The organism is Yaniella soli (assembly GCF_054782375.1).
Genome location: NZ_BAAGSP010000050.1, coordinates 1 through 7,422, shown reverse-complemented (window position 1 = coordinate 7,422; position 7,422 = coordinate 1). Strand labels below are relative to the sequence as shown.

Here is a 7,422-nt window from a genome sequence, read left to right as displayed (position 1 = left end):
TCTCACCGCTACTGGATACCCATACCGGCGTTACCCGATCGTCAGACCGTCGTCACTGGATCGTCAGACAGCCGTTACTAAATACGCACTCCTAACAACAGCTTCGTCAAATGCTATCGACGCACCCAATTGATGCACTCCAGAAATACAGTCTCGACAGGACAGCCAATCAATATTGTTAGCATAGAGAACCTATACTCCCAGTGCTCATTAACGTCGAGATAACATCCCCACAAAATTCCGGTGAACCCGGAAGACGGGATATCAGACGAAGACGAAGCCCAAAAATACTGCTACAACCAACAGCAATCCCGGTGCCAGGAAAGTAAGCTGGATGAGCCCGTCCAGCAAGAAACTGAACACCAAAAGGATGGCACCGGTCGCGCCGATAACGGTCGCCATGTCATCCTCCAGTCCTTCGCACCGTCAAATTACGGATTTCTCACTACTCATCGAGACTCTGTTCTTCTAGATCTTTAAGTGTGGCACCTGCAGCCGAAACCCAGGCAGTTCTACCGTTAGCCGACGCGCCCATCAGAAACTGAGCGGCGGCTGAAGGACTTGGAAACTGTAGATCCCTGAGGATTTCGTTGTCACTGCCTATCTGCTCCGCGTGGCGTGCCCTATCTCGATAAACACTTTCTGGACAGCTTGCCGTGAGTTCTGTTCGAAGCTTTGAGCCACTCAATACAACGAATCCATCAGCGTTTGACAAGCCTTGCCCCTTGGCACCTCGAGCTTCGAGGAAGAATGCAGAATCGTCATCAGCACGTTCTTTCCCATCAATCTGGGCTGAAGGTGTTGGAGAGTTCTGCCGGTTATCTAGCGGTTCAAAGAGCCTGTACCCCAGTGCGCCTATTGCGAGTTCCGCGTATGAAATGAACTCTTGCAGTTCAGCTTCTTTCTCTTCTGAGATCGTCCCGCGAAGAGGTGTATCACCGTTATCCACGTTGACTCGACCAACTTCTCGAGCCTTGTTGCAAAGTGCATTTTCGAGATAACTAATCTCGGTGGCACCCAAAGAGTTATTGCTCGTGGTAATCACGATTGCGTGTGTGAAGTATCCTTTCGTTTCGTCCCGAATATGCTCCTTAATTCTGCCAAGTACACCCAACCCATTCTTCCGTGCGTTCGCCAGGCCAACATATGCAACGGCGTCACCGCTATCAGGGTCGTTTCCAAAAAGAATATAAACACCGCTGTGTCGGAGATCAGCACGATCTGTACCCTTGAGAGCTGCATCCCGGGGAACGGAAAAGACAAGACCGATCCAGTTTTGTAAGGAGCATTTGATCCTGCCAGTAGATGTACCGTCCATAAGAAACAGCTGGATAGTCTTCGGGGCTAGGCTCAAGGCGACTGACATAGGAGATCCCGTATACCTCGACAATAGAATGGTGAGTGCCCCCATAGCTTAGACGACAACGCGCGCATATGGTTCAACTCGTAGTCGTAGTATGAGGTGCATTTTTATCTGATCCATTTGACCTTCAGTTAGCCAACCACCAACAAAGGAGACATCATGTCGCAAACACAGCAGCTCACCCCGCATCTCATGTTTCAGAACGGCCGCGCTGAAGAAGCGATGGACTTCTACGTGGAACTCTTCGGCGGTGAAGTCGTCACCATTGCTCGCTACGGTGCCGAGACCCCGGAGATGAACGGCAAGGTCATGCTCGCAACCTTTGTGATCGCGGGGCTGCGCATCAACATCATGGACAGTTCGATGCAGCACGAGTTCGACCTCACGCCGTCGATGTCGATGACGTTGAACTGCACATCCCAGGAGCAACTCGATCAATTGTGGGCTGCACTTTCCGAGGGCGGGCAACCCCTGATGCCTCTCGATGACTATGGATTCGGTCCATTCGGTTGGATCGCCGACAGCTACGGCGTCTCCTGGCAACTCAACTACAACCCTGAGCCTGCCACCGACTAAGTCGTCTCCGTGGTTACTTTTTGGGACGCGCAAGCACGTCAATAAGCATGCGCACGATGACGAGCCCAAGGAAGACCGCGAACACGATATTGGCGACCGCAGGCGACAGAGCATAGGCCGCCCACACGCCCAGCGGGGTGACGAGTGCCGCGGTGCCACCGATGACTAAGGCAGCCGGTGCATCAACGTTTTTGCGCAGCAGATTCGAGACGGTGCCGGACAGGCCAGTAGCGATGACCATCAGCAGCGAGGTCCCCTTGGCCACCAGGTCGCTTTCCCCGAATAACACGACCAGAAGCGGCACCACGATCACGCCACCGCCGATGCCCAACAGCCCCGACATCACACCGGTGAACAAGCCCAGCGCGACGATGCCGATACCAACCATCAGATCGATATGGACGACCGAGCCTCGGGATGGCACAACAAGGAACAGCGAAATGATCATCACGATCATGAACGCGATGAAGCCCCACTTCACGGCGCGCTGCGGCAAAACCGTCAACAGCCACGAACCGATCGGGGCACCCACCGTCGACCCGGCAGCCAACAGCACGGCCATCAGCAGATTCACATTGCCTTCGAGTGCATAACTGACCACGCCGGTAATCGCGGGCAAAATGACCGCTAACAGTGACGTTCCGACGGCAATGCGAGTTCGGAAACCGAGCAGATAAACCAGCGCAGGCAGGATGATGATGCCGCCACCGATCCCGAAGAGGCCCGAAGACACCCCGACGGCCAGGCCCAACAGGACCAGCCCAAACCAATTGCGACGGGTGGGCGCTGCTGATGTCTCCAATTGTGCTCCGATCGATCATGGAAAAGATTGAGTATTCCCGAATCGAGGTTAGCACCATCGAGTTCATAGCTTTCCCGTATGAGAGCGACAGGACGTGCAATTCTCGTCAGATCGCCCGACACCGCGGACTATCCTGCAGCATCCTTCCCGTCAACAGCACTGAGCTCATTCGGCACGAAGTCCAAATCAGCTGATTCGATAATTTCCATTTCACCCAGATCCACAGCATGGATGGCCTGTTCAGCGGGGTCGGTGATATACGCGATTTCGTCCACGACCTGGATTGCTGGTCTTGGCTCTTGCCATTCCTCAGGCTCAGTCCACTCGTCCATAACCTGGACTGCATCCGTTTCCTCGCCAGTGTCCGGATCCAGCACATGGAGGTGGCCGTCTTCTGCCAAGACCAGGGCTTCACCCTCTGGGCCGCGCGCTAAGGAACGGAAGTTATAGGCAGAACCCACATCCGCAGTGGTGATCTCTCCGGCTTCTACGTCCACGAGCGCAACCTGTGTCATGGGTTCACCTTCTTCGTTGTAATCACCGAGCATGACGTTTGAGTCCTCGGCTGGAAAGAGATTCCCGGTACGGGCATATTCTGGCCCCGCGTCAATCTTCGTGAAGTCATCGCCGTCCCACACCAAGGCGCCGTCCTCACAGCCGACGGCAATCACGCCATCGGGACCCGTCGCTTCCCCGTGCACGCCGGGGCAGTTTTCGTCACGTGCGATCTCTTCTCCCTCCGAATCGAGGACTCGTGCGCCAAATCGGTCATCCGCGTTGCCAAGGGTCTCGAATCGAGAGTCATCCTCAAAGGCCACCGCGACGCCATGGTGTGCCTCTTGAGTCTCGGCAACCTCGGTCTCAAATTCCACTTGGGGATCGAGATCAGCTAAGTCGAACGTATGCACTTCTCCATTCCCGTCGAAGAAGAGTGCTCCCTTGCCCTCATGTGCAACAACGTGGCCCGGTTCCGGACCTTCAACCGTGATGTCGGTGAGCAGCGGATCCATTGTGTAGTAATGACTGTGATCGCCGTGCGCCATGGCCCAGGTACCGGTATCCAACAGCCGGAAACCGTTTCCGTCGGTCAGGAACATATACCGACCATCACCAGCCGGATTGAGACGCAAAAAGCCCTCCGCTTCGAAGTCGTCCTCTACCTCGAGCGTTTCGCCGTTGAGCACAGCAACCCCACCGTCATACGTGATGCCCAATCGCGGCTGCGGCGAACTCACCTCCACACTTACTCGACCACCAGTGTCTTCTGAGTGATCTGTATGTGCCTCATCGTCAGCATGCTCGTCATGCCCTTCATCCTGCCCAGCCGAGGATTGGCCGCAAGCGGTGACGGTCAGCAGCATTGTCAGCGATAGCGCCACCATGCTGGGTGCGGTAGTTTTCTGTTGTTTCATGCAAGTAGTCCTTCTTTTCCAGGTTGTCGAGTGACACAAGCTGAGAACCATTCACCAGCTCAGCAGCTTTCTACCTACAGAACGTTATAGCTAATGCAACTCATTTGCAATAAGAAATGAGAAAAATCTTCGACTATTTACCTACACTGTTCACCCTGTCGGTGGTACAACCGTGCCGAGTTCTTTGCGCCACCACCACTGACCGGTCTCGCGTCGTTCGGCTGACGTCACGTAGCGATACTCGAAAATTTTGACGCGGATGAGCACGGGCGCCTCGCCATCGAATGGATCTTCACGCAGCAACTTTCGGATCGCTGGATCGCCGTCTAAGAGCTTCTCCAGCAGTCGCTGAAACCAGGGCTGATTCGGCGAACCCAGCGCCAAAAACCACATCATCCAGTCCAACCGCAGATGGTACGGCGCGACCTGTTGTGGCCGCCGGTACACATCGCCAGGTTTGCCTTTGAACTCATAGGCGTGCCAGACACTTTCGGATGATGGATCGGTGCTGAGTGTGCCCTCGATGATGAGTTCCCGACGAACTTGCGTCATCGACCCAAACGCACCATAAGCATTGACAAGGTGCCACCGGTTGAAACTGGCATTCATCAACTGATTCGACAAGAACAGATTGCGCAACGGCTGCCAACTCAATCCACACAGCAGCACGAAGACGACCGCGGTCAGCACCAGCCACCAGGTGGATGATTGGACATCTACTTGGCCGCCAAGTACAGCAGCCACAGGTTCCCAACCCCAGGCTGGCCATCCACCACCGACCAAGGAGTGGAGGAACGAGTCACTGATGGCCGAGAACGCAATCAGAATGGTCAGCCAATTCAACCAGGCGTAATTCCCGGTGAACACCAGAACCAGTTGGCTGATGATAATGACACATGCCGCGATCGACGCCACCGGCTGCGGAAAGAACAGCAGCCATGGCATGACCAACTGGATCACATGACTACCGAGCGTCTCGGTCCGATGCCACCACTGTGGTTTCTGGTGCGCCCATCGACTCAGCGGATTCGGCATCGGCTGGGTCTGGTGGTGGTAATTCATTGCGGTGAAGTCCCGCCACGAATTGTCACCGCGCATCTTGATCATGCCCGCCCCGAACTCCACACGGAACACCGTCCAGCGCAAGAACAACAGGATCAAAAACGGCGGCGCGACCTCCGGGGCGCCGAGAAAGGCAACAACAAAGCCGACCTCAAGCAGCAGCGACTCCCAACCGAAGCCATAGTAGTACTGCCCTATGTTGACGATCGACAGGTACAGCCACCACATGAGCAAGAACACCGGGATAGTCGTCCAGGCCGGGCCCAGCTGCACGAGTCCGACCACCACCGAAAGACTCAGCGCCATGCCCACCAAACACACTGCCCGCAGTAGCCGGTCACTGTAGGGTGTGAATCGCCAGCGGAAGAGGCTCGGTGCAGCCCGCGAGCTCGTATGCTCGATATAGTCGGGCGCTGGTGAGAGACCACGTTCGCCGAGCAGAGCGGGAAACTGGTTGAAGGCTGCCAAGAACGCAGTGAAATAGAGAGCTGCAACGCCTCGCAGCAGAACTTCGCGCGCAATCGTGTAATCGGATGCTTCCAATAGCGGAAGCCAGGTGCCCCCGTCGATCGTCCCCACCTCCAATGTTTCCACGGCCTTGCAGCGAACTTTCCCTCACAACCCTAATTGGCTTCGGAACTAGCGACCACGATAGGCCGGTGGGTAGCTTCGCCAGCTATTTGGTGATCGGCACTGGCAGGTCGGCTGCACTACGATGAAACTGTCGCACTCTTGGAAAGGAAAACTATGCCAAATGTCTGGCTGATCCGGAACGATACCTTCAGTGAAGAGCTCGAAGGTGGTGGTTTCGTTTCGATCGGCTGGGATGGGACCAACAACCTTGATGTCGTTTCGCTAGAAGTCGAGGATCTGATCAAGGACCTCGCGCAGATACATCCAGAGAGTTCTGTCGGTTCGCAGCGCACTTGGGCCCACACGCTGCGACGTTTCTACAATGAAGTCGAAGAGGGTGACGTCCTTGTCGGTCCCTATAACGAAGGGAAGTTCCTTCGGATCGGTGTCGTGACCGGGAGCTATTACTACGTTGATGAAGCATCAACACACCGGCACCGGATGCCAGCCAAGTGGACGGTCACAGCGTTTCCGAAAACAGCACTGACGGAGTACGTCCAAGAGGGTTTGCGGAGCATATCGACTCTTTCTCGTATTCACCGTCAACCTGAGCTTTTCATAGAACTCGCAGCCAACCCAGACCAAGCGCGAGAACTGGAACGAGAAGCTGAAAATTCCCCATCGGCACAACAACAGACCCAGAGCGACATCTGGCTGGTGAGTGCCATGATCGGGAATGAAGATAAGACCGAAGAATTCGTCAAAGGTGGTTATTGGTCTCTCAGCGACGGGTTATCCGGTCTAGCCCTAGAGATGAAGCCCGGTGATCGTATCGCTATAAAATCGGGCGTCGTTCGAAGACTCGGTGACGTGCCGTTCGAAAATCATGGCATTCCCGTTTCATACATGACCATCAAAGCACGGGGACTCATCCGCAGTATCGAGAATGATAAGGTCCTGGTCGACTGGAGCCCGCATTTCAGTCAACGTGGCTGGTACTTTTTCACGGCTCAGCATCCAGTATGGCGTTTGAGCCCGGACAATCAGTGGGCACCACATCTTGAGAGGTTCATATTCGACGACGAGAACCAGGATTTGGAGGCATTTTTGAGTTCCGAATTCTGGCGCCGGTATAGAGATGAAGGCGAACGGCTTCGAGAACAGGCCAACGGAACCGAACGACCCGCTTCCTACCGGAGAGCCCAACCTTCCGCTGACAGAGTTTATGACGCCGTCGCCGATTGGAAAACAGCGCTCATTGAAGTGCCTTCGCTCTTCTTATCGCAACCCAGCTGCATGACACCAGCTGGGCCACGTCGACGAAGACCGCATCATCTCCAAGAGCTTCCGTGGCGACTGGCCCAAAACCGATATCCGCTACTGTACATGAACAACAAGGCTGCGAGGTCGCTAAACGCGTTCTCGCCGGCCTCTGCTACTCCCCGGAGTTCATCGCCAAAGTCACGGCCATCATAGATTATGCAGTTTCCAAGTAGAGCTAGCTCTGACGAATCTGATGAGAAACATTCACTTTTAGTTAGAGATTGCGCGGATAGGGACCGGAAATTGGTGATTGGTTCGGGCGTGTCGCACAGGACAGGCATGGGGAGCTCGCGTTTCGATGGAAGTGCAAA

Annotated in this window: 7 protein-coding genes; 2 read left to right on the top strand and 5 right to left on the bottom strand. The window is 55.1% G+C overall.

Features of this window, described 5'->3' with window-relative positions:
- Nucleotides 1-264 precede the first annotated feature (264 nt).
- Nucleotides 265-402, bottom strand: coding sequence for a hypothetical protein (locus ACYVJT_RS14825; RefSeq protein WP_343956194.1), 138 nt, complete (start codon nucleotides 400-402; stop codon nucleotides 265-267).
- Between the two features lie 43 nt (nucleotides 403-445).
- Nucleotides 446-1,366 (bottom strand): GIY-YIG nuclease family protein, encoded by a 921-nt coding sequence (locus ACYVJT_RS14820; protein ID WP_343956195.1) that lies wholly within the window; start codon nucleotides 1,364-1,366, stop codon nucleotides 446-448.
- A gap of 156 nt (nucleotides 1,367-1,522) precedes the next feature.
- Here ACYVJT_RS14820 and ACYVJT_RS14815 point away from each other — a divergent pair, with 156 nt between their 5' ends.
- On the top strand, nucleotides 1,523-1,939 hold the full coding sequence (locus tag ACYVJT_RS14815; protein ID WP_343956196.1) for a VOC family protein: 417 nt from the start codon (nucleotides 1,523-1,525) through the stop codon (nucleotides 1,937-1,939).
- Between the two features lie 13 nt (nucleotides 1,940-1,952).
- On the opposite strand, the gene ACYVJT_RS14810 is transcribed toward ACYVJT_RS14815, so the two are convergent.
- From ACYVJT_RS14810 to ACYVJT_RS14800, 3 genes are all read right to left on the bottom strand, one after another.
- Nucleotides 1,953-2,741 carry a sulfite exporter TauE/SafE family protein gene (locus ACYVJT_RS14810; protein ID WP_343956197.1) on the bottom strand — a complete coding sequence of 263 codons (789 nt, stop codon included), beginning with the start codon at nucleotides 2,739-2,741 and terminating at the stop codon, nucleotides 1,953-1,955.
- Between the two features lie 128 nt (nucleotides 2,742-2,869).
- Nucleotides 2,870-4,153: a hypothetical protein gene (locus ACYVJT_RS14805; RefSeq protein ID WP_343956198.1), complete on the bottom strand. Its 1,284-nt coding sequence runs from the start codon at nucleotides 4,151-4,153 to the stop codon at nucleotides 2,870-2,872.
- A gap of 150 nt (nucleotides 4,154-4,303) precedes the next feature.
- Complete coding sequence (locus ACYVJT_RS14800; protein ID WP_343956199.1) at nucleotides 4,304-5,809, bottom strand: lipase maturation factor family protein; 1,506 nt, start codon at nucleotides 5,807-5,809, stop codon at nucleotides 4,304-4,306.
- Nucleotides 5,810-5,962: 153 nt separating this feature from the next.
- Between ACYVJT_RS14800 and ACYVJT_RS14795 the strand changes: the two genes are divergently transcribed.
- A complete protein-coding gene (locus tag ACYVJT_RS14795) occupies nucleotides 5,963-7,264 on the top strand; it encodes a DUF8426 domain-containing protein (protein WP_343956200.1) in 1,302 nt (433 codons plus the stop codon).
- Nucleotides 7,265-7,422 lie beyond the last annotated feature (158 nt).

What these genes read in the sequence shown, in the direction of transcription:
- ACYVJT_RS14825 (WP_343956194.1), bottom strand. Translation starts at nt 402, where the DNA reads ATGGCGACCGTTATCGGCGCGACCGGTGCCATCCTTTTGGTGTTCAGT.
- ACYVJT_RS14820 (WP_343956195.1), bottom strand. Translation starts at nt 1,366, where the DNA reads ATGTCAGTCGCCTTGAGCCTAGCCCCGAAGACTATCCAGCTGTTTCTT.
- ACYVJT_RS14815 (WP_343956196.1), top strand. Translation starts at nt 1,523, where the DNA reads ATGTCGCAAACACAGCAGCTCACCCCGCATCTCATGTTTCAGAACGGC.
- ACYVJT_RS14805 (WP_343956198.1), bottom strand. Translation starts at nt 4,153, where the DNA reads ATGAAACAACAGAAAACTACCGCACCCAGCATGGTGGCGCTATCGCTG.
- ACYVJT_RS14795 (WP_343956200.1), top strand. Translation starts at nt 5,963, where the DNA reads ATGCCAAATGTCTGGCTGATCCGGAACGATACCTTCAGTGAAGAGCTC.